Here is a 24,753-nt window from a genome sequence, read left to right on the forward strand (position 1 = left end):
GCCTCATTCGGTCGGAACCGCGCCCCATTCGGCACGCAGCTCGCCGCGTTCCTCCCGTAGCTCGACGGTGATGCCGCGTTCGGCGAGGAAGGCTCGGACCCGCTCGGCATCCTCGCCATTGCCGACCAGCACCACGGGCAGGTCGATGCGTCCTGCCGCCCAGGCGAGGGCTTCGAGCGCGCGCCGCGCCGTCGGCGTGGGCAGGCCCTCTTCATTGAAGGCGAAGCCGGTCGGCAGCGCCGCCGCAGGCGGGATGACCTCGATCGTCCAGTCCTGCTCGGTATCACTGATCCGCGCCTCGAGCGCGCGATAGGTGGCGACATTCGCCCCTTCGAGCGGGCGTGCACGGACCACCGCGCGGCGGCGCGTACGGTCAATCGTCACATCGTCTTCGCCGACCCCGGCGACCAGTGCGAGCCTCAGGGCCAAGGCATCCGCCCGGGCCCGCGCAGCCGCCTCCTCGCGTTCGCGCGCGGCGGAAAGCTGCGCCTGCTCGGCAGCGCCCGCATTGCTGCCGACCTCGTCCTGCACCAGCGTCAGTTCCACCGGCTTGCCGAGCCGCTTCGCCAGCGCGCGCTCGATATCGAGTTCGGCCTGCGGCCTGACCGACGGGGTGAAGACAGTTGCGGCGACGGCTATGGGTTCGCTCTTGAGATCGGTTTCGAGCGCGAAGACCTCGGAGCGCGGGTCGAAGGTTTCCTCGATCTCGGATCGTACGATGCGCTGCGCATTGGCTTCCCAGGCAATCTGCTGAAGCGAGAAGCCGAGCGGTATGGCGAGCATGACGAAAACCAGTACGACGGCGAAGTTCTGCGCCTGTGTCTGGCGTTCCGACAGGCGGGTGCGAAACCCGTAAAGCCGTGCCATGGCCCAGGCGGTCAGGGCGATGGTGATGAGGTTGGTGACGAACAGCAGCAGCGCGCCCCAGAAGACCGTGCCGTTCAAGGTCGCAAGGCCGAAACCGATCGTCGCGATCGGCGGCATCAGCGCGGTGGCGATGGCGACCCCCACGATCGTGCCCGCCCGCCCGCGAATCATCGCATAAGCACCCGCCATGCCCGAAAACAGCGCGACCAAGAGATCGAACAGGGTCGGCTCGGTCCGTGCGGCGATTTCGGGCGTGATCGTCTTGATCGGCGAGACATAGACAATCGCCGCGCACAACAGGATCGCCAGCGCCGTACCCCAGGAAAGGCTGCGCGCGCTCTGCTTGAGCCAGTGAAAATCCCCGATCGCGAGCGCAAAGCCCAGCCCCATGATGGGTCCCATCAGCGGCGAAAGCAGCATCGCACCGATGACGACGGCGGTTGAGGACTGCAGCAGTCCGACGACCGCGATCCCCGCGCTCATCGCGATCATGAAGAGATAGCGTTCGGACAGCAGGCATTCCTCGCGCCGGTCGGCTATGACCTGGACCTGGTCGACCGCACCGACGACATCGGTCAGCCACCAGCGCCGGATGCTCCGGGCAATCCCGGCCATGCCGCCTTCAGCCGGAGTCGGAGCCCCTGACGGCCGTTCGGTTCCGCGCGGATCGACCGGGCCGGCGTTGTCGGTCATGGCAAAGCTCCCTCCGGCAGGCATCCCTAGCGCATTTTGGTCCCTGCGCCAGCCTTCCCGCCGTCAAAGCGATGGACGCACCCCCTCGCATGCCGCTACTCTGGCAGCGCCTTGAACAACGTGTTTTAGATTACTAATACAGTGAGCAAGGCGAGCGCCGCGAACAAGAGCGGCATCGAGGGAGCACGAGACGCCGCATGAGCACGCAGGAAAACCCCGGAACGAATATCGCGACCGCGACCAAGGCCGCGACCGATTTCGAACTCACCCCGCCCGATCCCGTCCCGCAGGTCGCGCCGGAAAAGGCTGCGGGGCTCGTGCCCGTCTCCTCGGAGCAGAAATCGAAGCTCGACCAGAAGGTCGAATCCTTCGTCGCCGACCTTGTCTCGGCGGATGCCAATTCGCCCGAATTCGGCGAGAAGGTCGACCAGATCACGCGCATGGGCCAGGAACAGATCCGCGCGGCGGCGGGCCATTCCAATCGGTTCCTCGACCGACCGGTGCGGGCGATGGACGAGGACAGCAGCGTGGGCAAGGACCTCGCCGAACTGCGCCGCACGGTCGAAGACCTCGATCCCGGCCGCAAGGAAAAGCTGCTCGCCCCGCGCAAGCTGTTCGGCATCATTCCTTTCGGGAACCGGCTCAAGAACTACTTTGACAGCTACACGAGTGCGCAGGGCCATATTCAGGCGATCCTCGAACGGCTCGAATCGGGCAAGAAGGAGCTCCACCTCGACAATGCCGCGATCGACACCGAGCGCGCCAAGCTGTGGGAGGCGATGGGCGAGCTTGAGCAGATGATCCATATCGCCAAGACGCTCGATGCGCGGCTCGAGGCTAAGGCGAACGAGCTCGATGCGAGCGATCCGGAAAAGGCGAAGGCGCTGCGCGAATCGGCGCTGTTCTATGTCCGCCAGCGCACGCAGGACCTGCTCACCCAGATGGCGGTCAGCGTGCAGGGCTACCTCGCGCTGGACCTCGTCAAGAAGAACAATGTCGAGCTGGTCAAGGGCGTCGACCGCGCCAGCACCACCACGGTCAGCGCGCTGCGCACGGCGGTGACGGTGGCGCAGGCGATGACCAACCAGAAACTGGTGCTGCAGCAGATCACCTCGCTCAACCAGACCACCAGCGACATCATCGATTCGACCAGCACCCTGCTGCGCGAACAGACCGGTCAAATCCACGAACAGGCGGCCTCCAGTACGATCCCGCTGGAGACGCTCCAGCGCGCCTTCCAGAACATCTACGACACGATGGACGAGGTCGACGATTTCAAGGTTCGCGCGCTCGATTCGATGAAGCAGACGGTCACCGTGCTGTCCGACGAGGTCGAGAAGTCGAAGGGCTACATCGCCCGCGCCGAAGGCCAGGCGCAGGCTCAAGCCAAGGTCTCCAGCGACCCGTCGCTGCTCTCGCTGGATAGCTGATGGTCGACACGTCACGCGACTCCGACCGGATACTCAAGGAAGCGAAAACCTCGCTTGCGCTGCAGCGCGAGGGCGGGACACATCGCCCCGCGAGAAGCATCGGCAAGGGCAGCGCGCAGGCCAAAATGAAGCATCTCATCCGCCGCGGTGCCTATCTCGCGGCGGCGCTCGTCGCGATCTTCGTCGCCACAGGCGTGGTCGGTGCGATCGTCGGCGGTATCGGCTTTTGGGGCATCATGGCGCTTGCGCTCGCGGTGATCGTAGCGGTGGGTGTGTTCGCGCTCGCCCCGACCCCGAAACCGCCCACGCGCAGCGAACTGAAACAAGGCAGCCCGCAACAGATGGTCGAGCGCACCGAGCTTTGGCTCGAGGCCCAGCGCGCTGCCCTGCCAGCGCCCGCCGCACGGGTGGTCGACCAGCTGGGCGTCCAACTCGACGCGCTCGGGCTGCAGCTGGATACGATCGATAACGACCATTCGGCCTTTGGCGAAGTGCGCGAACTGGTCGGAGAATACATCCCCGAGACGATCGAGAATTATTGCAAGATCCCGCAACATCTGCGTGGCGAGGAACATGCCGGCAAGACTGCGGACGAGCGCCTCACCGAAAGCCTGACGCGCCTGTCGGACGAGGTCGACCGGGTCACGCGGCGCCTTGCCGAAGGCGCGCTGGACGATCTTGCGGTCAAATCGCGCTATCTCGACTATCGCTATGGCGGCGACGAACTGCTCGCCGACATGCGCGGCGATCCCGCAACGAGCGGAACCCCGCTGCCATCCCCCTCGCTTGCAACCCGCGAAAAATCGAAGTCCTGAAAGAGCATTGATGCGCGTATCGCTACCCCACCAGCTCGGCCGCGAGGAAGTGCGTCGCCGTCTGCATGAGCGCCATCACGAAATCGCGCATTTCTTCCCGCCCGGCATGGCGGATCTCGACACGAACTGGCGCGATGAAGATCACATGGACATGGTCATCACGATCGTCGGGCAGGAATTAAAGGGCGCAATCGACATCCACGACGACAACGTGACGATCGAGATGCAGCTGCCGCTTGCCCTCTCCTTCCTGCGCGGCACGATCGAACGCGCAATGAAGAAGGAAGGCACGCGCCTGCTGCGGTAACGATCCTCAGCGCGCCCGGGTCAGCAGGGTGATCCGGGCTTCCGTAAAATCGAGCGCGGCGATGTCGGGTGCGACGAGGCATTCGCCCACGCCGGCGCGCGCTTCGCCCTCGCGCGCAGTGATGGCTCCTTCGAGCGGCAGGGCGAGCAGCGGCGTGTCATAGGAGGCGAAGATCGCATCGGAGGGTGCGCCCATGATCCGGTCCAGCCGGAAGAAAGGCCCGTCGATCAGGGCCTCGCCCCGCTCCGCAACGCTGCCACGATGTTCAGGCGAATAGGGCTCACCCTTTGCCACCGCCACGGCGCGCTCGAGATGAAGTTCGCGCGGGCGTCCGTAATCGTAGATTCGAAACGTGGTGTCGCTGGCCTGCTGCACCTCGACCAGAGCAAGCCCCGGCCCGATCGCATGGACCGTGCCAGCGGGCAGGTAGAAAATGTCGCCCGCTTTCGCCTCGTGCCATTCGAGCAACTCCTCGATCGAACCGCTGCGGGCGGCCGCCGCCATCCGTTCGGGCGTGACCGTCTCGCGGAAACCGATCGCGAGATTCGCACCCGGCTCGGCTTCCAGAACCAGCCAGCATTCTTCCTTGCCCGCCTCGCCCGGCAGGGCATCGGCATCGCTCGGGTGGACCTGAACCGAGAGCTTTTCGGAAGTGAACAGGTATTTGACCAGCACTTGCGGCAATTCGGGCGGGGGCTCGAACCAGATTTCGCCGATCCGGGCATCCGCCGCTGCAGTGAAGGGCGCAGGCAGGAGGTCGCGGCCCCAGACCTTTTCCACCATGCGGGTGGGGAGCTGCCGCACCGCGCCCGTCGCATGGCCGGTCACCGCGCTTTCCCCTGGCTCGTCGCTCCGGGCAGCTTGCCGACGCGCTGCGCTCCCTCCCGGGTGGTGACGAGCACCTCATCCCCGGCGACTACGATGCAGACATCCTCTAGGCCGACGACAGAGATGCGCGGCCCGTCGCTCATTGCCAGCACGCGGCTGCAGCCGTCGAGATCGGCGGGACCGCGTGCGACATTACCGTTCTCGTCGGGCAGGCCGGGCTCGCCGGCGAGCGCATCGGCAAGCGCAGCCCAGTTACCGATATCGGACCAGCCCATGTCCGCAGGGACCATCGCCGCATGGTCCGTGTTCTCCATCACGGCGTAATCGACGGAATCGCCTTCGATCCGGGAAAAGGGCTCGTGCGCCGCGAGGAAGCGGGATCCATCTTTGCGTCCCTGCGCGACCGCCTCACCGACGAGGCGAGCCATTTCGGGCCTGTGGCGGGCCAGTTCGGCGAGATAGTGTCCTGCCCGGAACGCGAAGATGCCGCCGTTCCAGCTGTATTCGCCGGTCGCGAGATAGGCCCTGGCCGTGCCAAGATCGGGCTTCTCGACGAAACGGGCAATGCGATAGCCGCCGGGCAGTTCCTCGCCGCGATGAAGATAGCCATAACCAGTTTCGGGCCGATCGGGCGCGATGCCGAAGGAGACCAGCCAATCTTCCCGCGCGAGCGTTGCAGCGGCCTGCGCTGCGGCGGCGAAAGCCGCCTCGTCTGCAATGTGATGATCGCTCGGGCAGACAAGCATCACGTCGTACGGATCAAGCAGAGCTGCAGCAAGGGCGATGGCCGGCGCGGTGTTCTTCCCCTGCGGCTCAACGACAATGCGATGGTCGCCGCGCGCCTGCGCTTCGATCAGGTCGCAATGCTGCGTCCCGGCAACGACGATCGGCGGCGCGAAGCGTGTTCGGTCGCTGACGCGGTCCTGGGCCGCCTCGAAAAGTGTCCGCGAGCCTACGAGCGGCAGGAAGGGTTTCGGCCTTATCGTGCGGCTTGTCGGCCATAGCCGCGTGCCGCTGCCGCCGCAAAGGATGACGGGATGGACGTGGCCGCGCGCGGTCATCATGCCAGAGCCATAGCACCGTGGACCGGCGAAGCCAGAGCGGAGTCACCGTCTCCTGCAGAAATCGGCACAGCGGCGCAGCGAGGCGGACAGGCGGTGCTCAGAACCAGCGCTGGCGCCAGTAGAACGGGGCAGCCACCGCGTTGCCGGCCGCATCCTGGGCTGGGCGGAAGCGGAGCCGTTCCTCTACGAGACGGCAGGTGATCGCATCGGCCTGTGGGTCCGGACTGGCGCGATAGACGGAGCAGTCGCGCGCCCGCCCGTCCCGGCCGACTATCACGCGCACGATAACTTCTGTCCCGCGTCGTGCCTGCCGACCGCCCGGGGGTACGGGATAATCGCGGGCATCGTCGATTCGTCCCGATATGTGCACCGGCCGCGTGACCGCGACGCCGCCGCGACCGCCTCCCCGATTGCCAGAGCCGGTTCCCGGCCCGCCTCCGGCAGCGCCCGTCCCGTTACCGCTTTCACGGGCGCCGGACCGATCCGCCGCGCCGGTCGAGGATGCTTGCGGAGCCGGGCTGGGACGCGGCAGCGCGATTTCCGGCTCGGGCGCTGTCACCGGTTGCGGAATCGCCTCCTTGCCCGGCGACCCTTGCGCGCCTTCGTCGGGCTCAGGTTCGTTTTCGGGCGGAGGCGGAGGCGGAGGGCGCGGAGGCGCCTCGAGCGAAAAGGCGGCAACAACCTCGCGCTCGATGCCACCGGTAAGATCGGGCGCGAGAAGCTTTCCGAGCAGATACAGGGCTCCGAGATGGCCCAGCGCTATCGCGACCAGCAACGGCCAGCGCAATCGCCGTCTTTGCCCTCCATCGCGGTGTAAAAACTCGGCCATTATGGCCCCGTAGCTCCCGGTTGCCTCCACTTCGGAGCGGGTTAGGCCCGCATTCCTGCACCGTCTCCTATAGCATAGGGCGATGGATTGCGATCGAACGCGCGGGCAAAGAAAGTGACGAACGCCCCGGCCCCGGCCCCGGCAGAGGCCCGCTTCCCGGCTGTGGGGCGGCTCGATCGGGCGAGCGTGTCCGGCGCGTTGCTGGGCGCGCTGGCCTTCTTTGCCGTCACTGCGGGGAGCCTGGCAACCGCGCGCGTTGGCACGATCGCAGGTTTCGCCTGGCTGCCCAATGCTCTTTGCGTCGCCTTTCTCTTGCGTGCCCGCCTTTCGAACGAAACCGCCTTCCTCGCCTCTTTTGCTGCGGCACACATTGCGGCGCAGCTGGTACATGGCAGCGCGATCGCCACGGCATGGATTCATACGCTCGCAAACCTTGTCGAGGTTGCGGTGGTCACCTGGCTCGCGCGGCGCGGCTGCGGTGACCGGCCCGACATGGACCGGCTTGGCCACCTCGCCCGCTTTATCGTGGCGGGGGGACTGGTCGGACCGGTTGTCTCGGCCGTGCTTGCGTCTCTTGTCATGGGTCGCGGCGCAGGGGCGGGGCACGAGGGGGCGATGGCCTGGTTTCTTTCCCACGCTACGGGCATGGTCGTTCTCGTGCCGGCCGTGCTGCTGCTTCACGATGCGCTTGCGCGGCGTACCACCGACAGGGCTGACAATCGCGCGCAACCCGTCGAAAAAAGCCCCGGATCGGATAGCGGCGATTTCTCGTGGTCGGCTATCGTTCGTTTTGCCGGTATCCTAGCCACCGGAACGGCCTGCACTGTAGTGGTGTTCGGCCAGCCGTTTTACCCGCTGCTATTCCTGATCCCGCCGATCACGCTGTTCCATGCCTTTCGCCTCGGCAGTCTCGGCACGGCGCTTTACATTACCGCAGTCGCAGGGGTGGCCTGCGGCATGACCTTCGCGGGGAAAGGTCCGATCGTCGCATCGACGCCTGCGGTCTCGGACCAAGTTCTTTACGTCCAAACCTTCGTGGCAGCGATTTTTCTCACCGGCCTGCCATTCGCCGCTATCCTTGCCGGGCGCGACCGGATGATGGAGGAACTTGAGACGGGCAAGGAAAAGCTCGAGCTGTTGACGGGGAATATCGCCGATGCAGTGCTGCGTTACGATCTCGGTGGTGCGTGCACCTATGCCTCGCCCTCGGTGCGCGAGGTGCTCGGGGTTCGTCCGGATGATCTCATCGACCGGCCGGTCGCGGCCCTGCTTCATCAAAATGAGCGAGAGTCGGTTTCAGCGGCGCTTGAGCGATTGGCCGGCGGACAGTCCGAGCGCGAGAAATTCACCTATCGACGCCAGCTTGACGCGCAGGACGGAACGCCGGTCTTCATCGAAGCCGATTGCACGATCGCGATGGCTTCCCCTGGCGGGGAACGCGTGGGAATAGTGGTCGCCGCACGCGACGTGACCGAACGGGTCGAACTGGAGAGGCTGCTGGAGGGGGCCCGTCACAAGGCGGAGGAAGCGGCACGGGCCAAGTCGGAATTCCTTGCAAATATGAGCCACGAGATCCGCACCCCGATGAACGGCGTGCTCGGTTTTGCCGAGCTCATGCTGCAGGGTGATCTCGATCCCGAGCAGCGCCGACAGGCCAGCCTGATCGTCGAATCCGGCCGCTCCATGATGCTGCTTCTCAATGACATCCTCGACCTGTCCAGGATCGAGGCCGGCGAGATCGCGATCGACCATGCGCCGGTCGATCTGCATGGCACTTTGTCCGACTGCGCGGCCCTGCACCGTCCGAGCGCGGAAAAGAAGGGTCTCGAGCTTGTGTTTCAGCATAATTGCGGTGGCGAGGGAGAATGCCGCTTCGACAAGCACTCTCGCCCCTGGATCATGACCGACGGGCTGCGGCTGCGGCAGATCACGCTCAACCTCATCGCCAATGCAGTGAAATTCACTGAGAACGGGCGCGTGGAGGTAAGTTATAGCGTAAATCGGGGGATGGCGCGCATCCGGGTGAAGGACAGCGGCATCGGAATAAGCGAATCGCGGCTCGAGATGATCTTTCAACCATTCACGCAAGGCTCGAACGATATCGCGCAGAAATTCGGGGGAACCGGGCTCGGCCTCTCGATCAGCCGCCAGTTGGCCGGATTGCTTGGCGGGTGGATCGAGGTCGAGAGCGCGGCAGGCCGGGGATCGTGCTTTACCCTCGCCATTCCCGCCCCGCTCGCCGCGCCTCAAGAGCGGTCGGAGCCCACGCCCGAAGAGCGGTCGGAGCGCGCGACAACGGCGGCCGAACCCGCTGAGCTGCCGCAAGCGTCGCGTATACTGCTGGCCGAGGATCACGACATCAACCGCCAGCTCGTCGGCGAAATGCTCGAAAGATGCGGCCAGACCGTCGAGTTTGCGCATGACGGGCACGAGGCGATTTCGATGGTGATCGATTCTGTCATGCGCGACCGGCCTTTCGACCTCGTGCTGATGGACGTCCAGATGCCGGGCTGCGACGGGCATGCGGCGACGCGCGCGATCCGTGCGGAGGGGATCGGACCGGATAGGCTTCCGATCCTTGCGCTCACCGCCAATGCTTTCGCAGAAGATGTCGCCCATGCACGCGGCGCTGGGATGCAGGCGCATCTCGCCAAGCCGGTTCAGTTCGCCGACCTCGCGCGTGCGCTCCAGCGTTGGCTACCGACCCGCATAATCGAGGCGGCGCCCGCCGCCCTCGCTCGCAGGGAGCCACGCGGCCGACCGGGCGAGCAGTCGAACGGTGAAGCTGAAGAACCCTGGCCCGGCGATGCCGGCGCCTGCAACCGGGCTGGCGAGGGCCGCTCTTCGGCGCTGGGGCGGCGCTGGCTCGCGCGCCGCAGCGAGGCAGTGGAGGCCGTGCGGGAGGCTCTCGAACAGGGCTGGCTTTCCGATCGGGAAACCGATGCCGGGGACCGTGCGAATCCCGATGCGGATGCACCACCTGCACGCGCCGCCCTTGCGCGCAAGCTTCACCGGCTCGCCGGGACGGCGGCGATGTTTTCCGAAGCGCGGCTTGGCAAACAGGCCGCCGCGCTAGAGCGGGCGCTCGTCATGGAACGGTCGGGCGCGCAGCGGGAATCGCTGGCGCGCGAATTGCTGGCCGTAGCGGAGGAAGCCGGCACCGCCTCGGGAAAGACTGCCAAGAACGCCGGGAGCTGACGGCAACCCCATATGGGCTTGGCCCTGCGTGATCCCGGCAGGCAGGGCAGGCAGATCGCAGCAGTGACCGATTGGCCGCGTCGAATACATGCCCAAGCCGCCTTCATGCACGCCCTGCTTCATGTCTGCCGGAATGAAAGCGGCGGAGCCCATTGGGCCCCGCCGCTCGCGTGTTTCCGGCAATCGGACGGCTACGGTTTAGAATTCGTAGCGCGCACCGATCTGGATGCGCCAGATCGAGTTGTTGACCGCGGTGTTCGCCTCGCCCGCACGCGGCGAGAAGTTGTCGATCACATAGCGGCCCTGATCGTCGAAGGCACCGTCGACCAGGTCGACACGGCCCTGGAAGCCACCGAGCTGGCGACGCACGTTCCAGCCGCTGTCAAGCATGTTCAGGAAGTTGAAGAAGTCCACGAAGAGCTCAATGCGGTCTTCCTTGATCCCCGTCAGGCTGCCGATGAAGGGCAGTTCCTGGCTGAAACGCATGTCGACATCGAAGAACCACGGATTGCGGCAGGTGTTGCGCGCGATCGTCTCACCCGGCGTGAACTCGCAGTTCAGGTCGCTGACAATGCCGTTGCCGTTCTCCAGCGCATCGAGCAGCGCACTGACCGCCGCCGGATCGCTGTCGGGCGACAGGTTCGGGTCGTTCAGCCCCGTCGGGATGTAGAGCAGGTTGTTCTGTTCACGCGTGCTCGCATCTTCGAAGAACGGGCGACCGTCGTCGAAGACGAGGCTGTACGGACGGCCTTCCGACGCGCGGAAGAACAGGCCGAGACCGGTGTCGTAACCGTCGAAGAACTCTTCACGCCAGTTGAGCGAGAAGGTGAAGTTGTGACGGGTTTCGAAGCCCGACTGCGACACGGCCGGATCCTGGCGGTTGAAGGCCGGGAAGTTGTCGATCGTCGAAGTCGCCGTGGACGAACGGAAATTGTTGGTCTGCTCGCTGTCGGAGAAGGCATAGCCGAAGTTCACGTTGACGCTGCCGCCCTCGGTGAAGAGGCCTTCGCTGAACCGCTTGCTGAGCACCAGCGAAGCGTTGTGGCTTTCGAAGCTCGGGCCATTGTTGAGCTGCACGAAGTCGTCGAGACGCGTGCCGAAGCATTCCGGCGTTACGTTCGAGTAGGTCGGCGGCGTGGCCTGCTGGAACACCGCGTTACAACCGTCGTTCAGCGGATCGATCGGGCGACGGATCGGACGACCATCGACCGTGAAGCCGTTGTTTCCGAGGCTCGGGTCGATCACCTGCACCAGATCGTTGACGTTCAGCGTGTCGTTGAACCGGGTGTAGATGTAGTCGATGTTCAGGCGCCAGTTCGAGAAGAACCCGGTTTCGGTCCCGAAATTAGTGGCGAAGCCGAGATTGGCACGCACCGCCGTCGGCAGTTCGAAATCGGGCGAGGTCGACTGCACGTCGCCGCGACCTTCGGCCGCACCGGCAGCCGCAATGTCAATGACACACTGCGGGATGCCGGTGAAGTTGCCGCCGTTGAGAACCGAGATCTGGCCGGTGGCCGGGTCGATGTTCAGCTGGCTCGGGTCGCAATCGCCGGTGTTGGCGGCGAAGGTCGCGAAACCATCGTTCGAGAAGGCGTTCGAGAAGTACACCACCGGGTCGCCGCCGGCGAAGACACCGACACCACCGGTCAGGCGGCTGTTGTAGAAGAAGCCGTCATTGTCGAACTCGTAGGTCGCAGCGATGCGGGGAAGGACCACCGGATCGATGTCGCCGAAATCGACCGCGTTGGTGAAGCCGAAGCGCTGCAGGAACAGCGGGTTCGCACGCGGGGCGTCGCCGTCATAGAGCTGCACGCGGATGCCCGCGGTGATGCTCAGCTGGTCGGTCGCCTGCCATTCGTCCTGCGCGAAGACCGAATAGGTCCGGCGGCTGAAACGCGCCGCGGCGTTGTTGATGTCGCCGTCGATCGCCGCGCTGATGACCGCGCCGCCCGTGCCGCTTTCGATCACGTCGTCGGGACCGTCGAAGATGTTCGCAGTGCCCGGAGCCAGCAGGCCGGCTTCGAAATCGTCGAGGCCGTTGAAGAAAAGCGTGCCGGTCGCGTTGATGGCGAACAGGTTGAAGACTTCGAGGTCGTTGATCTCGGCGCCGAGCTTGAGGAAGTGACCGTCGCCCGCATCGATGTTCATCAGGAAGCGAGCCTGGTCGATCTTCGTGTCGAGCTGGTTGGCGGAACGGAAGATGCCCGGGCCGGTGGCGAGACCACCATTGTTGCCGTCCGGGATCAGGCCGTTCGTTTCATTGTCGAAACCGACGACGAGGCGCGGGGTCGGATTGTCCGACTGGGCTTCGCCGAAGCCGACCGGACCCTGCACGTCACCGACTTCGGCGCGCGAAACGCGCAGCTCGGTCGAGATCGTGTCGCTCCAGTCGGAATAAAGGCGAACCGAGTAATAGTCCGAGATCGTGCCTTCGTCCTCGAACGAGTTGAAGCCCGTGAAGGTGTTGCCGCCGGAGTCGTTCTCGACATTGGTTTCCTCGAGCCGCTGGTAGGTCGCCTCGAGACGGTGATCGTTCGTGATCAGAGCGTCGACACGGCCGAAATAGCGCACGCTACCCTCGGGAAGCTGGCCCGGAAGGCCGCCGATATCCTGACCGTAACGGTCGTTCGCGATCTGCGCGAAGCGATTGAACTGTTCGATCGTGACGAAGTCGACGTCGTTCGCCGCGCCCGAGCCGAAAGGACCGTCGTTGAAGCCGTCCTGGATCGTCACTTCTTCGTAGCCGAAGGAGAAGAACAGGCGATCGGGAATGATCGGGCCGTTGAGCGTGGCGCCCCAGCGTTCTTCGCGGCCGGCATTGATCGGGATCACTTCGCCATCGGCGAGCTCGACCGTGTCGGCCTGGAAACCCTCATCGAAATACTGGTAGAAGGCCGAGCCGTGGAATTCGTTCGAACCGGCCTTGGTCACGACGTTGACGAGACAGCCGGTGAAATCGGTGTATTCGACATCGAACGGCGCGAATTCGACCGAGACCTGATCGACCACGTCGAACGGCAGCGGGAGCGCGTTGCGCGCGGCGAAGGGCGTTCCGTTCAGGCCGAAGACGTCCGACTGGATGATGCCGTCGACGGTGAAGGTGTTGGTCCGGTCGTTCCCGCCGAGGCAGGAGATACGATCGACGTCGTTCGACTGCTCGAGGCTGACACGCGGGTCGATGCGGATGATGTCGCGAATGTCACGCGTGACCGAGGGGAAGTTTTCGAGCGTTTCCGCGCCGAAGGCCGTGCCCGGGCCGACCGCGAGCTGCGTGACCTTCGCGCGGGCGCCGGTGACGATGATCGTCTCCGCCGTGGCATCCGCCGCCGAGCTGAGAGTGAAGGTGAAGCCGGTATTGCCCGAGATGTTGACGAACACCTCTTGCACCGTCTGACCTTCGAAACCGGGGGCAGTGACGGTCACGGTGTAGGGCCCGCCCGGGGGCAGGTTCGAGACGCGGAAAGTGCCCGAATTGCCCGTGGTCGCGCGGCGAGTCGCGCCCGTACGCTCGTTGACGATCGTCGCTTCGGCGCCCGGGATCGCGGCGCCGGCATCGTCGGTGACCTGACCCTCGATACCCGAGGTGATCTGCTGCGCCGCGGCGGGAGCCGCGACCATGGCGGTGGCTGCAGAGAGGCTGACGACGCTCGCTGCGAGGAGATATTTGATCTTCATGGTATAGCCCCTGGAGAAGATTGGAAGGAAAGCCGGGGCCGCTCCTAGGTGCGTTGCGCTGCACAAAATTGACGGTTGCGTGACGGTTCTGTGAAACAGCAAAAAGGCCTTCCGCAAGGCGGCTGACAGATGGCCTGAAGAGTCCGCCAAACACCCGGAATTCAGCGGGCTTCAGGGCAATGTGTTGCACGACGGCAACGAAGCCCGGCTTTTTGCCGGACAAGCCTTTTGCAGGCCTCCGAAGCGGCGCCCGCAGAAGCCCGGTGTAACAATTCCGTCATCCAGGCGCAGGGCCTGCGGAAGACTCGCTTCAGGCGAGATTGATCTCGCGCAGGCGCTGCATCAGGAAATCGTGGCTGCTGATTGGTTCGGGAGCCTCCTCGCCCTCGGCAACGCAGCCGGGCAGCGGCTCGATCACGTAATCGGGCCGGAAATGGAGGAAGAACGGCATCGAATAGCGCGACCGCCGCGCCGCTTCCCCGCGCGGATTGACGACTCGGTGCGTAGTCGATCGCAGGCGTCCGTTGGTGAGCCGCTCGAGCATGTCGCCGACATTGATGACGAGTGCGCCTTCGGGAACCTCGACCGCGCGCCATTCGCCCTGCCTGGTGAGCAGTTCAAGCCCGGCCTCCTCCGCGCCAAGCAACAGGGTGATCGTGTTGATGTCGCCATGCGCAGCCGCACGGATCGCGCCCTCGGGAGCGTCGGGCCCGAGGGGTGGATAATGGAGCAGGCGCATGACCGAATTTCCGTCCTCGACCGTGGGGGCGAAGAAGTCCCGTGCCAGCCCGAGATGGAGCGCGATCGCCTCGAGCACCCGCAGGCCGGCGGTCTCGAAGGCGGCGAACAGATCGCTGAACACCTCTTCGAAGCCCTCGACCTCTTCGGGCCAGATGTTGGGCGCCATGAATTCGGCCAGCTGGTGGCCTTCGGGCAGGGTTCGCCCGACATGCCAGAATTCCTTGAGGTCGAAGATTTCCGCGTCCTTCGCCTTCTCGGTCCCGAACGGCGTATAGCCGCGCGCGCCGCCGCCGCCATCGAGCTTGTAGGCGCGTTTGACGCCTTCGGGCAGGGCGAAGAACTCGCGGCTCTTCGCCTCCGCCTGCGCGATCAGGTCCTGCGGAATGCCGTGGTCGCGGATCACCGCGAAGCCGTACTCGGAAAAGCTGCGGCCGAGTTCGTCGGCGATCGTTTCGAGCGGCTGGGCGATGGAGACGAGGGCGATGTCGGCTTCGGCGGAGGCAGCGGCGGGGGAATGTGCGGTATCGTTCATGGGAAGCCTATCTAGTGGGTGCGGCGGGACTCTGCCAGCCAAAGCCCCTGCCGCCGACCCTGCACAGCGCCCTTGACCCCGGTCAAAGCGGCAGGAAAAGGTTGGCGAGCGCCGCGCTCATCAGGTTGGCAAGACTGCCGGCGGCGAGCGCCTTGAGCCCCAGCCGAGCGATCGCGGGGCGCTGGTTCGGGGCGAGGCTGCCCATCACCGCCATCTGGATCGCGATCGAGGAGAAATTGGCGAAGCCGCACAGCGCGAAGGTGACGATCGCCCGGCTGCGCTCGGTAAGCTGGTCGCCGGTCATCGCGCCGAGGTCGATGAAGGCGACGAATTCGTTGAGTACGATCTTCGTGCCGAACAGCCCCCCGGCGAGCCGCGCCTGCTCCCAGTCGGAAATGCCGATCAAGAACATGACCGGCGCGAAAATCGTGCCGAGCAGTCCCTGGAAGCTCAGCGTCTCGAGCCAGGCCGCCGTCTCCGCTCCGAGAGGCAGGCCGATCCACGCGGCGATAGCGACGATGGCCGATCCCAGACCTGCAAGCAGCCCGTTGGCGAGCGCGACCAGCGCGACGAAGACCATCACCATGGCGCCGACCGCGACCGCGAGCTTGACTCCGGTCTGCGTTCCCTGAGCGGCGGCCTCGATGATGTTGGCGGGACGCTGGCCTTCCTCGAAGGTCTCGGCGAGCTCGATCCCACCGTCGGGCTCGTAGATGCCGGCCGCGCCTGGCGCGCCCGCCCCGCCGGATGGCTGAGGCAGTTCGATTTCTTCACCGTTCGCGCCGACCATGACGACCCGCGTGCCTTCGCTGGGCGGTCCGGCCTTGCGCTGCAAGCGCGCCCCCGCCATCGCGGCCACGTTCACCGTGCCGGATCCGGATGCGACGGGCTCGTCCGGCATGATGATCTTCGCCATCAGGATCCCACCGGGCGCCGACATGAAAGCGGCGGCGAGCAGGAACGGGACGGCCTCGGCACCGATGAAGCTTGCATAGGCTGCGAGGATCGTGCCCGCGACCCCGGCCATGCCCACCGCCATCAGGGTGAAAAGCTGCGCAGGTGGCAGAGCGGCGAGATAGGGCCGCACGACCAGCGGGCTTTCCGACTGGCCCACGAAGATGTTTGCCGCGCTCCCCAAGGCCTCGACCCGGCTGACCCCGGTGATCCAGCCGATGGCCCCGCCGACCCAGCGGACGAGGCGCTGCATGATGCCGAGATGATAGAGGATCGCGACGATTGCCGCGAAGAACACGATCACGGGCAGCGCGGCGATGACAAAGGCGGTGGCGAAGGGATTGTCGTCCATCGGCCCGAACACGCTCTCGATCCCGACGACCGAATAATCGAGCAGGGCGATGACCCCCTGCGACAGGCCCTGGATGAGTTCCTGTCCGAAAGGCACGCGAAGGACCAGAACCGCCATCGCCGCCTGCAGCGCGAACGCCGCGCCGACGACGCGTGGGCGGATGAGCGACCGGGCAGAGGAGAGCGCATAGGCTATCGCGAGAATGGCAAGGATGCCGAAAAGGCTGAAGAGGATGGACGTGGCGCTTTCGTTCACAGGCGAAACCCGGCTCGTGGTGGGCGCGCGGACGGTCCAGCCCCTCCGCGGGCGATCATTCATATCGAAGGGAGTGTGTCTCGGACGGTGACCCCTCACGCGCGCGAGATTGCGCGCTGCCGCACGACCGAGTGGCACTTCGCGCAGGATTGCGCAATAGCGCAGAGGCGCGCTCGTCCTTGATCAATTCTCCGGTGCGGGAAGGCATGCATGCGGCGCTGGGCTTGCGCCTTTCCTTTTCGCACGGGTCAGACTAGCGCTGCGGCGCATGACACAGACCGTTTCTGCGCCCCGCCGGATCGCAATGCCGCTGGGGCTTTTCGTCTTTACCCTCGTCTATGGCGGCATGACGGTACTCGCCGGCTTCCTTGCCTACAAGCAGTCTCGATTGTGGCCGACCGACCTCGCGGTGGAATCGGGAATTTTCGCCTTTCTCATGCTTGTCGTCATCTCGAGCACGATCGCCCAGCTCTACGGGCGCGGAATGGCGAACCGGATCGTGTGGTGGGGCTTCGTACCGCTCGCCCTGTCGATCGCCCTGATGACCTTGGTCCTCGCACTGCCGGCATCGCCCGAGATGATCGCGGGCAGGCCTGGCGCGCTCGAGGCTTTCGAAATGGTGCACGGCCAGTTCTGGCGCGTGGTCGCATCGGGTCCGGTAGCCTATCTCGTTTCGCTGCTGCTCAACATCTGGATCTTCGACCGGCTACGCGGCAGCGGCGAGGGGTCCTCGACGATCGGCCTGATGGCACGCGGCGCGGTGGCTTCGGCGTTTTCGCAAGGGGTCGATTCGGTGATCTTCGTCACGCTCGCCTTCTACGGCGAATTCGACATTACCAGCCTGCTGGTCGGGCAGGTCATCGCCAAGGTGACGTTGAGCCTCGTGCTCGTGCCGTTCCTCATCACATTCGGCGTGCGCGCAGCGCGCTGGCTCGATTCCCATGGCGAAGGACCGATTGGAAGGACCCATTCAGGCAAGGAATGGTGAGCCCTGCTGGGTTCGAACCAGCGACCTACTGATTAAAAGTCAGTTGCTCTACCGACTGAGCTAAGGGCCCCCGGGAGGGTCGCGCCAAGGGGCCGGACGGCCCGCCTTGCGGAGCGCTCACCTAGGCAGCGCCTCGCGGCGGGTCAAGCGGCGAGTGAGCTGCGCGACGCTGCAACCCGTGACAGGATCGCGCCACGAGCGCGCCACTTCGCGGGCCGGGCCGAGAACGAAGGCGCGCTCTCGGAAATGCGGGTGGGGAATGGTGAGCGCTGCGTCTTTCCAGGCCCCGCCGCTCCACAGCACGATGTCGAGATCGAGCACCCGGTCGCCCCAGCGCCGCCCGGGTCGCCGCCCGAATTCGCGCTCCATCCGCTTGCAAGCGGCGAGCAAAGCGAGCGGATCGTACTGGCTCGCCATCACGCAGGCGGCGTTGGCGAAACACCGCTGCGCCGCGCCCATCGGCGCCGAGCGGACCACGCGCGAGCGTGCCATCACCGTGCCGAAGGCGGCGAGTTCCTCCATCGCGGCATGGACCACACAGCGCGGGGGGCCGTAAAGGTGATGCCGCCGGTTCGATCCGAGCGCGACAAGGTAAAGGCTGCTCAAATGTCCTGCGCCAGCCGTTCGTAGAGGTTCGGCCGGCGATCGCGGAAAAAGCCCATCCCTGCGCGGTGGGTGGCGGCGCGTTCGAGATCGAGCGTGGCGACCAGCACGCCTTCTTCCTCCCGCCCGAATTCGGCGATCAGATCACCCCATTCGTCGGTGATGAAGGAATGGCCGTAGAAGACCTGCTGCGCGCCTTGCGGGCCCTCCGCGCCGATCCGGTTGACCGCGACCACGGGGATGCAGTTCGAGACCGCATGGCCCTGCATCGCGCGGCGCCACATCCGGCTCGTGTCGAGATCGGGGTCATAGGGTTCGGACCCGATCGCGGTCGGGTAGAACAGCACTTCCGCGCCTTTCAGCGCCATGACCCGCGCCGCTTCGGGATACCACTGGTCCCAGCACACGCCGACACCGATCCGCACCGGCGTGCCGTCGTCGCCGGGCACGTCCCACACCTTGAACCCGTCATTGCCGGGGCGGAAATAGTATTTCTCTTCATAGCCCGGCCCGTCGGGAATGTGGCTCTTGCGATAGGTGCCCATGATCGCGCCATCGGGTCCGATCATGGCGAGCGTGTTGTAATAGTGATGCCCGTCGCGCTCGAAGAAGCTGGTCGGGATCGCGACCTTCAGCTTTTCCGCGAGCCGCTGCATCGCGATCACGCTCGGGTGCTCTGCCACAGGCTTTGCGAGTGCGAAAAGCGCCTCCTCCTCCTCGCGGCAGAAATAGGGGGTGGAGAACAATTCGGGCGGCTGGATGACGCGCGCGCCCCTGCCCGCCGCTTCGCCTACGAGATCGGCGACGGCGGCGATATTGGCCTGCTCGCTCCCGCGGTCGAGTGACAGCTGGAGGGCGGCGACGGTAATGCTTCGCATGACTTCCGTGTTTCCTCGTCGCCGCCCCGGGCGATCAATAGGCCTTCTTGAAAAGGAGCGTCATCCGGTCGCTCTCGCCGATGGAGAGATATTCGGATCGCTTCGGATCGTCCTCGCCGGTGGCAAGAGTCGGCGGCAGGGTCCACACGCCGCGCGGCCAGTTCGCCGGGTCGTTGGGATTTGCGTTGATCTCGCTTTTCTTCACCAGTTCGAAGCCGGCCGCCTCAAAGATGTTCACCACGTCCGCCTCGCGCATATAGCCGCGCTGGCGCGCGCCGTAGTCGTCGTAGCTCGCCCCGTCGGGCGCGCGGTGCTGGACCACGCCGACCATGCCGTCGTCCTTGAGCAGCTGGCGCGCGGTCTTGAGCACGCTATCGGCCATGTTGCCGGCATTGAGCCCGTGCATCGAACGGAAGATCAGCACACGGTCGGCCGTCCCGGCCATCTCTTCGGGCATCGAGCCGACCTCGAAGGCGTTGATCTTCGCAGGATCGACGCCCATCCCCTCGGAAACTTTCGATGTGAAAGTCGTGGCCCAGCCGTCACCCTCCGCCGGCTGGCGGGCGGGCGTGTTGAACGCGACATATTTGCCGGCCGGGATGACATAGGGCGCGAGCACGCGGGTGTACCAGCCGCCGCCGGGGCTGAATTCGGCGACGGTCATGTCGGGCTCGACCCCGAAGAATTCGAGCGTCTCGGCCGGGTTGCGGTACTGGTCGCGCGCGCGATCCCTGTCGCGGCGGGAATCGGCAAGCACGTCCTCGAGCGCGGGCCCGGCGGCTTCCATGTGATTGTCGGCGGTGGCGGGAACGGCGGTAAGCGTCGCGGCTCCGGCAAGTGCGGTCGCGGCAGCAAGTACAAGGCGTTTCATCGGGAATCTCCTCTCGTCGGGATGCGTGCCATGATTAGTGATCGCGCCCGTGGAAACAAGCGATGACATTGCTGCGTTGCCTTCCTAAGTCACGCTCAGAGGCACAGGAGAAGGCATGGAACAGGCAATCATGGCAGGCGGGTGCTTCTGGTGCACCGAAGCGGTCTTTCGCGACGTGATCGGCGTGAGCGAGGTCGAAAGCGGCTATATCGGCGGCGATACGGACAATCCCACCTACAAGGATATCTGCACCGGGCGCACCGGCCATGCCGAGGCGATCCGGGTGACGTTCGATCCCGACACGATCAGCCTTGCCGAGGTCTACGACATCTTCATGGGCACGCACGATCCGACCCAGCTGAACCGGCAGGGCAACGACGTCGGCACGCAATATCGCAGCGCGATCTTCCCGCTGTCCGAGGCCCAGTTCGAGGAAGCCAAGGCCGCGATCGGCCGCTGGAACACCGAGAACGGCAAGATGGCCGTGACGACGATCGAGGGCTTCGATGCCAATGCGGGCGAGAGAGGCGGCCAGGTCAAGCCGTGGTATCCGGCGGAGGACTACCACCAGGAATACTGGGAAGGCGAAGGCCAGCGGAACCCCTATTGCCTCGCGGTGGTTCCGCCCAAGCTGCAGAAGCTGCGCAAGAGCTTCGCCGACAAGGTGAAGCAGGGCTGAGGGGGCTTCAGGCCTTCCGCCAGCGGCTGATGAAGAACCCGTCGAGCCCGCCCGTGTCGGCCAGCTGGCCGGGGTGGGTGCGGACATGGCCCTCGCTGTTCGGGGAGAGCCCTGGCAACTCGTCTTCGGCGCACGGCACCTGTTCCAGCCCGAGCGTCTCGGCGATCCAGCGCGCCTGCTGCTCGCCTTCCTCTTCTTCCAACGAGCACACCGCGTAGACCAGCGCCCCGCCCGGCGCGAGCCAGTCGGCGGCACGGGTGAGGAGCGCACGTTGCAGCTCGACCATTTCCGCAATCTGCCCCTTGCCGATGCGGTGAAGCACGTCGGGATGGCGGCGGCAGGTCCCGGTCGCGGTGCAGGGCGCATCCAGCAGGATCGCGTCGAAGCGGCGCTTCGGCTCCCATGAGAGCGCATCCGCGCGCACCGGCGAGGCGGCGAGGCCGGTGCGTTTGAGGTTCGCTTTCAAGAGGTCGAGGCGGCGCTTCGAGATGTCGAGCGCGGTCACTTTCCACCCGGCGGCGGATAGCGCCAGCGTCTTGCCGCCCGGCGCGGCGCACAGGTCAAGCGCGTGGCGCCCCCCCGGTTCATTGGCGCCTTCGCCGAGCAGCCGCGCGGGGATCTGCGCGGCGAGGTCCTGCACCCACCAGTCGCCCTCCTTGAACCCTTCCAGCGCCTCGACCGCCGTGCCGCGCGGCAGGCGAACGTGGCCGGGCGCAAGGCTGGTCCCGCCCATGCGCGCGGCGCGCTCGGCGGCCTGCGAGGCGTCCTTCAGGGCAAGGTCGAGTTCGGGCGGATCGACAAGGCCGCGCGCGATTCCCTCGGCGCGCCCGCCCCAGCGCGCGCGGACTCGCTCGGGCAGGGTCGGCACGGCGGGAAGTTCGGCCTCGCGCTTCGTCAGAGTCGAGAACACGCCGTGCGCCAGCCGCCGCGGCCCTCCGGCGAGCAGTGGCAGGCCCGTCGCCACAACCGCGTGCGGCGGCGTGCCGAGCCTCAGCGCCTGTGCGAGCATGATCCGCAGGACGCTGCGCACCTTGGCATCATCGGGCAGGTTCTGCTTCGTCGCGCTGTCGATCAGGGTATCGCAGTCGACCAGCCAGCGCAGCACCTCGGACGCGATGGCCCGGGCAAGCGCGCGGTCCTCGGCGGCGTGGACCCCGGAAAGCGCCGCGCTCTCGGCCTGTTCGAGCGTCTCGCCCCGGCGCAGGACGGCATCGAGAAGCTTGAGCGCGGCGCGGCGCGCCGGAAGGCCCGGTGTCTTCGGCATTGTGCGCCCCTAGACCCGCTTGAAACCAAGCGCCAGCGCGCGCATTTGGAAAAGACCATGACCAAGCAGAAATCCGAAGCCGCGAAGAATTTCAAGAAGCCCGCGCACTGGACCAACGACCCCGTGCCCGAGCCGAAAAAGGTCGATCCGCTAAAGGACGAGCCGCGCGATCTTTCCCCCACCCGCTATGGCGACTGGGAGAAGAACGGCATCGCCTGGGATTTCTGAATTTGCCCCTGCGGCGCCAGGGGGGCGTGGTTCGCGTCGTCCATACCCCCTGGATCCAAGCGGAATCGCGGCTGTAGGAACGTCGCTGAGGGTTTCCTACAGCTTCACGAATTCCACCTTAAGCCCGTCCTTGGGCTGCGGGATCGGCCATTCCTGCCATTGCGGCGCATAGCCCTCGGCGACCTCGATGCGGTAGCGTTGGAGCAGCTGCGCCATCAGGATCTTCACCTGCATGTAGGCGAAATGCAGCCCCAGGCACATATGCGCCCCTCCGCCGAAGGGGACCCAGGCATATTTGTGCCGCGCCTTCACCGCTTCGGGCGTGAAGCGCATGGGATCGAAGGCGAAGGGATCGTCCCAATAATCCTGCGAATGGTGGGTCCAGTAGATGTTGATCCCCACCATCGTGCCCGCAGGGATCCGGTAGCCTTCATATTCGAATTCCTTGAGCGCGCGGCGCGGCATCGAAGGCACGGGCGGGATCATCCGCAGGGCCTCCTTGAACGCCATTTCGGTCAGTTCGAGCTTGCCGAGATCGGAATAATCGAGCGCGCGCGCCGTGCCCGAACCGTCAGGCCCGCCGGTCACCGCGAACACTTCCTCGCGCAGCTTTTCCTGCCATTCAGGGTTCTTGGCGAGATAATAGATCAGCGAAGTCGCGGACGAGGTGATAGTGTCATGCGCGGCCATCATCAGGAAGTTCATGTGATCGACGACCTCGTCGACCGGCAGCAGGCTGCCGTCCTCGCGCGTCGCCGTGGCGAACTGGCTGAACATGTCCTGCCCGCCGCCCTGTTCGCGGCGCTTGTGCGTTTCGCGGGTGAAATAATCGATCAGGTAGGCCCGCCCGTCGACGCCCTTCTTCATCTTGGTGAAGGGCAGCGGCTTGCGCACAGGCGCGACCGAGGCCTGCACCATGTCGACAAAGGCCGCGTTGATGCGGTCCGCCTCAGGCCCCCACGGAATCCCGATGAAACTGTCGGCGGCAAGGTCGAGCGTGAGCTTCTTGATCGCGGGGTAGAAGGTCATCGCCCCTTCCCAGCCCTCGACCTCGCGCGCGATGCCTGAATTGAGCGCGCCCGAATAATGCCGCATCGGCTCCGGCTTGAACGCGATCGAAAGAGCGCGCCGGTCGACCCGGTGATGCTCGAAATCGATCAGCATGAGCCCGCGCGGGAACAGCTGGTCGAGGATCGGCCCCCATCCCTGTTCGGAGGAGAACATCTTGCCCCGGTCGAACAGCAGCATCTCGTTCGCCTCGGCCCCGATCAGCGCGACCTGCCAGCCGCCGAAGGCGCGGTTCTTGTAGACCTTGCCGTAGGTGTCGATCATCCGCCGCGCGAAACCGTGCGGGTCGGCGAGCATGCGGAACGTGTTGCCGACGACAGGCCAACCGGCCTCGCCGGGGATGTGGGAGAGGTCCGATTCGTCGAGTCGGCCTTCGCTCCAGTGGTCGAAGGAGCGCGCGTCGGCAGGCGAGTGATGCTGTGCGAGGGTAGCCATGGTCCGGTCCTTACCACAAAAAAGAGGTTCGGGTTTGCAACTGACCTTAGTGTAAATAAGCTTGGGGTGTAAATAAGCCTAAGGCTCAAATCCAGCCGGAAAGCTCGCGCCGCAGCATCCGATCCAGCATGGCGAGCCCGGCATCCGACGTGTTGAGGCAATCGAGCACGGCGTATTGCTCGCCGCCTGCATCGAGGAATTCGTCGCGCCCTTCGAGCGCGAGTTCCTCCAGCGTCTCGACACAGTCCACGGCGAAGCCGGGCGCGGCGACGACGAGGCGCTTCGTGCCCTTCCCGCCTTCCTTGATCAGCGTGTCGTCGGTCGCGGGTTCGAGCCATTTCGCCGGGCCGAAGCGCGACTGGAAGGTCGTCTCGAACCGGGTTCCGGCAAACTCGGGACGGTCGCGCAGCCGGTCCTGCAGCAGGCGCGAGGTCTTGCAGCACTGGCAGTGATAGGGATCGCCCTGTTCCAGCGTGCGCAGCGGCATGCCGTGGAAGGAGAGCAGCATCACCTCGGGCGCAAAATCGAGCCCCGCGACCTGCCGGGTGAGGTCATCGGCAAGCGCGGCGATGTAATTGTCGTCGTCGTGATAGGGCGGCACGAAGCGCAGCGCCGGTTGCCAGCGCATCTCGCCAAGCACGCGCGCGATCTCGTCGAACACGGTCGCTGTCGTCGCGGCGCAATATTGCGGATACATCGGCGCGACGAGGATGCGATCGCAGCCCTCGCGCATGAGCAGGGTCAGCTTGTCCTCGATTCCCGGCTTGCCATAACGCATCGCGTAATCGACCACCGCCGCATCGCCCAGCGCCTCTGCCATCGCCTCGGCCTGGCTCGCGGTAATATCGGCCAATGGCGATCCGCGGGGGGTCCAGATCTTGGCATAGGCCTCGGCGCTTTTCTGGGGGCGCGTGTTGAGGATGATGCCGCGCAGGATCGGCTGCCATGCGATCGGCGGGATCTCGATCACGCGCCGGTCGGACAGGAATTGCCTGAGATATTTCTTCACCGATACCGGGTCAGGCGCATCCGGCGTGCCCAGATTGACGAGCAGCACGCCGATGCGGCCACTTTTCACCGGGGGGTGATCGGGGGGTAATTGTTGGCCGCGCCAGGTCATGAGGCCTCAAACACTCCCGCGCGCCGCGGTTCCCGGGGGAGATTGCGCGCGCTCGGGCGGGGCGTGTCGATACCGGGCT

At 65.5% G+C, this 24,753-nt stretch carries 20 protein-coding genes and 1 tRNA gene; 7 read left to right on the forward strand and 14 right to left on the reverse strand.

Translation table 11 applies throughout. The features are described 5' to 3' along the window. Nucleotides 1–3: 3 nt before the first annotated feature. Nucleotides 4–1,560, reverse strand: a complete 1,557-nt coding sequence (locus RIB52_RS08595) for a TIGR00341 family protein (protein ID WP_350174945.1) — start codon at nt 1,558–1,560, stop codon at nt 4–6. Between the two features lie 197 nt (nt 1,561–1,757). Here RIB52_RS08595 and RIB52_RS08600 point away from each other — a divergent pair, with 197 nt between their 5' ends. Genes RIB52_RS08600 through RIB52_RS08610 form a run of 3 tightly spaced genes read left to right on the forward strand, consistent with a single transcriptional unit; the run spans nt 1,758 to nt 4,112 of the window. Beyond that, nucleotides 1,758–2,990: a toxic anion resistance protein gene (locus RIB52_RS08600; protein WP_350174947.1), complete on the forward strand. Its 1,233-nt coding sequence runs from the start codon at nt 1,758–1,760 to the stop codon at nt 2,988–2,990. Next, a complete protein-coding gene (locus tag RIB52_RS08605; RefSeq protein ID WP_350174949.1) occupies nt 2,990–3,805 on the forward strand; it encodes a hypothetical protein in 816 nt (271 codons plus the stop codon). The genes RIB52_RS08600 and RIB52_RS08605 overlap by 1 nt, the downstream gene beginning before the upstream one ends. A 10-nt stretch (nt 3,806–3,815) precedes the next feature. Beyond that, the gene (locus RIB52_RS08610) at nt 3,816–4,112 is read left to right on the forward strand and encodes a polyhydroxyalkanoic acid system family protein (protein ID WP_350175297.1); all 297 of its coding nucleotides are present in this window, start codon (nt 3,816–3,818) and stop codon (nt 4,110–4,112) included. A 6-nt stretch (nt 4,113–4,118) separates the two neighbouring features. Here RIB52_RS08610 and RIB52_RS08615 read toward each other — a convergent pair whose 3' ends face one another. The 3 genes from RIB52_RS08615 to RIB52_RS08625 form a co-directional block, all read right to left on the reverse strand. Further along, the gene (locus RIB52_RS08615) at nt 4,119–4,940 is read right to left on the reverse strand and encodes a class I mannose-6-phosphate isomerase (protein ID WP_502879502.1); all 822 of its coding nucleotides are present in this window, start codon (nt 4,938–4,940) and stop codon (nt 4,119–4,121) included. Further along, on the reverse strand, nt 4,937–6,001 hold the full coding sequence (locus RIB52_RS08620; protein WP_350175299.1) for a mannose-1-phosphate guanylyltransferase: 1,065 nt from the start codon (nt 5,999–6,001) through the stop codon (nt 4,937–4,939). Before RIB52_RS08620 ends, RIB52_RS08615 begins: the two co-directional genes overlap by 4 nt. A gap of 100 nt (nt 6,002–6,101) precedes the next feature. Further along, nucleotides 6,102–6,779 (reverse strand): energy transducer TonB, encoded by a 678-nt coding sequence (locus tag RIB52_RS08625; RefSeq protein ID WP_350174951.1) that lies wholly within the window; start codon nt 6,777–6,779, stop codon nt 6,102–6,104. Between the two features lie 168 nt (nt 6,780–6,947). On the opposite strand from RIB52_RS08625, the gene RIB52_RS08630 reads away from it, so the two are divergent. Continuing rightward, on the forward strand, nt 6,948–10,031 hold the full coding sequence (locus RIB52_RS08630; RefSeq protein ID WP_350174953.1) for an ATP-binding protein: 3,084 nt from the start codon (nt 6,948–6,950) through the stop codon (nt 10,029–10,031). A 198-nt stretch (nt 10,032–10,229) separates the two neighbouring features. Here RIB52_RS08630 and RIB52_RS08635 read toward each other — a convergent pair whose 3' ends face one another. The 3 genes from RIB52_RS08635 to RIB52_RS08645 form a co-directional block, all read right to left on the reverse strand. Beyond that, the gene (locus RIB52_RS08635; protein ID WP_350174955.1) at nt 10,230–13,706 is read right to left on the reverse strand and encodes a TonB-dependent receptor; all 3,477 of its coding nucleotides are present in this window, start codon (nt 13,704–13,706) and stop codon (nt 10,230–10,232) included. A 310-nt stretch (nt 13,707–14,016) separates the two neighbouring features. Beyond that, a complete protein-coding gene (locus RIB52_RS08640; RefSeq protein WP_350174958.1) occupies nt 14,017–14,979 on the reverse strand; it encodes an isopenicillin N synthase family dioxygenase in 963 nt (320 codons plus the stop codon). Between the two features lie 82 nt (nt 14,980–15,061). After that, nucleotides 15,062–16,603 (reverse strand): NupC/NupG family nucleoside CNT transporter, encoded by a 1,542-nt coding sequence (locus RIB52_RS08645; protein ID WP_350174960.1) that lies wholly within the window; start codon nt 16,601–16,603, stop codon nt 15,062–15,064. Nucleotides 16,604–16,808: 205 nt separating this feature from the next. Here RIB52_RS08645 and RIB52_RS08650 point away from each other — a divergent pair, with 205 nt between their 5' ends. Further along, on the forward strand, nt 16,809–17,528 hold the full coding sequence (locus RIB52_RS08650) for a queuosine precursor transporter (protein ID WP_350174962.1): 720 nt from the start codon (nt 16,809–16,811) through the stop codon (nt 17,526–17,528). Here the strand turns inward: RIB52_RS08650 and RIB52_RS08655 are convergent. The 4 genes from RIB52_RS08655 to RIB52_RS08670 all read right to left on the reverse strand — a co-directional run bounded on the left by RIB52_RS08655 (nt 17,523) and on the right by RIB52_RS08670 (nt 19,880). After that, nucleotides 17,523–17,598 (reverse strand) — tRNA-Lys (locus RIB52_RS08655). The genes RIB52_RS08650 and RIB52_RS08655 overlap by 6 nt on opposite strands. A 47-nt stretch (nt 17,599–17,645) precedes the next feature. Then, on the reverse strand, nt 17,646–18,134 hold the full coding sequence (gene folK / locus RIB52_RS08660; protein WP_350174964.1) for a 2-amino-4-hydroxy-6-hydroxymethyldihydropteridine diphosphokinase: 489 nt from the start codon (nt 18,132–18,134) through the stop codon (nt 17,646–17,648). Then, nucleotides 18,131–19,009 (reverse strand): N-carbamoylputrescine amidase, encoded by an 879-nt coding sequence (aguB, locus tag RIB52_RS08665; protein WP_350174966.1) that lies wholly within the window; start codon nt 19,007–19,009, stop codon nt 18,131–18,133. The genes folK and aguB overlap by 4 nt, the downstream gene beginning before the upstream one ends. A gap of 34 nt (nt 19,010–19,043) precedes the next feature. Further along, a complete protein-coding gene (locus RIB52_RS08670) occupies nt 19,044–19,880 on the reverse strand; it encodes a class I SAM-dependent methyltransferase (RefSeq protein ID WP_350174968.1) in 837 nt (278 codons plus the stop codon). Between the two features lie 115 nt (nt 19,881–19,995). Between RIB52_RS08670 and msrA the strand changes: the two genes are divergently transcribed. Then, complete coding sequence (gene msrA / locus RIB52_RS08675; RefSeq protein WP_350174970.1) at nt 19,996–20,559, forward strand: peptide-methionine (S)-S-oxide reductase MsrA; 564 nt, start codon at nt 19,996–19,998, stop codon at nt 20,557–20,559. Nucleotides 20,560–20,566: 7 nt separating this feature from the next. Here the strand turns inward: msrA and RIB52_RS08680 are convergent, their stop codons facing one another. Further along, entirely contained in the window at nt 20,567–21,823 is a 1,257-nt protein-coding gene (locus tag RIB52_RS08680) for an RsmB/NOP family class I SAM-dependent RNA methyltransferase (RefSeq protein ID WP_350174972.1), read from the reverse strand. A 57-nt stretch (nt 21,824–21,880) separates the two neighbouring features. On the opposite strand from RIB52_RS08680, the gene RIB52_RS08685 reads away from it, so the two are divergent. Then, nucleotides 21,881–22,051: a DUF1674 domain-containing protein gene (locus RIB52_RS08685; protein WP_350174974.1), complete on the forward strand. Its 171-nt coding sequence runs from the start codon at nt 21,881–21,883 to the stop codon at nt 22,049–22,051. Nucleotides 22,052–22,147: 96 nt separating this feature from the next. Here the strand turns inward: RIB52_RS08685 and RIB52_RS08690 are convergent, their stop codons facing one another. Both RIB52_RS08690 and hemH read right to left on the reverse strand, forming a co-directional pair. Continuing rightward, on the reverse strand, nt 22,148–23,554 hold the full coding sequence (locus RIB52_RS08690) for a cytochrome P450 (RefSeq protein ID WP_350174976.1): 1,407 nt from the start codon (nt 23,552–23,554) through the stop codon (nt 22,148–22,150). An 85-nt stretch (nt 23,555–23,639) separates the two neighbouring features. Next, complete coding sequence (gene hemH, locus RIB52_RS08695; protein ID WP_350174978.1) at nt 23,640–24,674, reverse strand: ferrochelatase; 1,035 nt, start codon at nt 24,672–24,674, stop codon at nt 23,640–23,642. Between the last annotated feature and the right edge of the window lie 79 nt (nt 24,675–24,753).

This window comes from Erythrobacter sp. (assembly GCF_040217515.1).
Taxonomy (GTDB): domain Bacteria; phylum Pseudomonadota; class Alphaproteobacteria; order Sphingomonadales; family Sphingomonadaceae; genus Erythrobacter.

Bases quoted from the DNA above. Each gene is read 5' to 3' on its own strand.
- RIB52_RS08595 (WP_350174945.1), bottom strand. From the start codon at position 1,560: ATGACCGACAACGCCGGCCCGGTCGATCCGCGCGGAACCGAACGGCCG.
- RIB52_RS08600 (WP_350174947.1), top strand. From the start codon at position 1,758: ATGAGCACGCAGGAAAACCCCGGAACGAATATCGCGACCGCGACCAAG.
- RIB52_RS08605 (WP_350174949.1), top strand. From the start codon at position 2,990: ATGGTCGACACGTCACGCGACTCCGACCGGATACTCAAGGAAGCGAAA.
- RIB52_RS08610 (WP_350175297.1), top strand. From the start codon at position 3,816: ATGCGCGTATCGCTACCCCACCAGCTCGGCCGCGAGGAAGTGCGTCGC.
- RIB52_RS08620 (WP_350175299.1), bottom strand. From the start codon at position 6,001: ATGACCGCGCGCGGCCACGTCCATCCCGTCATCCTTTGCGGCGGCAGC.
- RIB52_RS08635 (WP_350174955.1), bottom strand. From the start codon at position 13,706: ATGAAGATCAAATATCTCCTCGCAGCGAGCGTCGTCAGCCTCTCTGCA.
- RIB52_RS08640 (WP_350174958.1), bottom strand. From the start codon at position 14,979: ATGAACGATACCGCACATTCCCCCGCCGCTGCCTCCGCCGAAGCCGAC.
- RIB52_RS08645 (WP_350174960.1), bottom strand. From the start codon at position 16,603: ATGAATGATCGCCCGCGGAGGGGCTGGACCGTCCGCGCGCCCACCACG.
- RIB52_RS08650 (WP_350174962.1), top strand. From the start codon at position 16,809: ATGACACAGACCGTTTCTGCGCCCCGCCGGATCGCAATGCCGCTGGGG.
- aguB (WP_350174966.1), bottom strand. From the start codon at position 19,009: ATGCGAAGCATTACCGTCGCCGCCCTCCAGCTGTCACTCGACCGCGGG.
- RIB52_RS08670 (WP_350174968.1), bottom strand. From the start codon at position 19,880: ATGAAACGCCTTGTACTTGCTGCCGCGACCGCACTTGCCGGAGCCGCG.
- msrA (WP_350174970.1), top strand. From the start codon at position 19,996: ATGGAACAGGCAATCATGGCAGGCGGGTGCTTCTGGTGCACCGAAGCG.
- RIB52_RS08680 (WP_350174972.1), bottom strand. From the start codon at position 21,823: ATGCCGAAGACACCGGGCCTTCCGGCGCGCCGCGCCGCGCTCAAGCTT.
- RIB52_RS08685 (WP_350174974.1), top strand. From the start codon at position 21,881: ATGACCAAGCAGAAATCCGAAGCCGCGAAGAATTTCAAGAAGCCCGCG.
- RIB52_RS08690 (WP_350174976.1), bottom strand. From the start codon at position 23,554: ATGGCTACCCTCGCACAGCATCACTCGCCTGCCGACGCGCGCTCCTTC.
- hemH (WP_350174978.1), bottom strand. From the start codon at position 24,674: ATGACCTGGCGCGGCCAACAATTACCCCCCGATCACCCCCCGGTGAAA.